We start from the raw sequence: 278 nt of genomic DNA, 5'->3' as shown, positions 1-278 counted from the left end.
ATTACGCCTGCAAGCGCTGGGCAATCGGTTGAACCGCCCAAAATCATGTTGTACGATGACGTACCTATTCAATCGGGTCCGCGCGACAGGCACGCCTGCCAGCGGTCACCCCGCCACTTACGGAAACCCGCCCATGACCACGCCGCAGGAGCTCAAGGCCATCGTCTCGGAAGGACTGCTCTCCTTCCCCGTGACCGATTTCGACGCGCAAGGCAACTTCAACGCCAAGACCTATGCCCAGCGCCTGGAATGGCTGGCCCCCTACGGCGCCACCGCCC

General features: G+C 62.6%; 1 pseudogene. It reads left to right on the top strand.

Features of this window, described 5'->3' with window-relative positions:
- Window positions 1–133: 133 nt before the first annotated feature.
- Window positions 134–278, top strand: a pseudogene (locus tag SB771_RS34185) (5-dehydro-4-deoxyglucarate dehydratase); the annotation flags it as partial.

Origin of the sequence: Burkholderia sp. SIMBA_051, from assembly GCF_046534915.1 — a bacterium.
Classification (GTDB): Bacteria; Pseudomonadota; Gammaproteobacteria; order Burkholderiales; family Burkholderiaceae; genus Burkholderia; species Burkholderia ambifaria.
The sequence above is the reverse complement of the archived record's forward strand: the minus strand, read 5'-3'. Positions and strand labels throughout refer to the sequence as shown.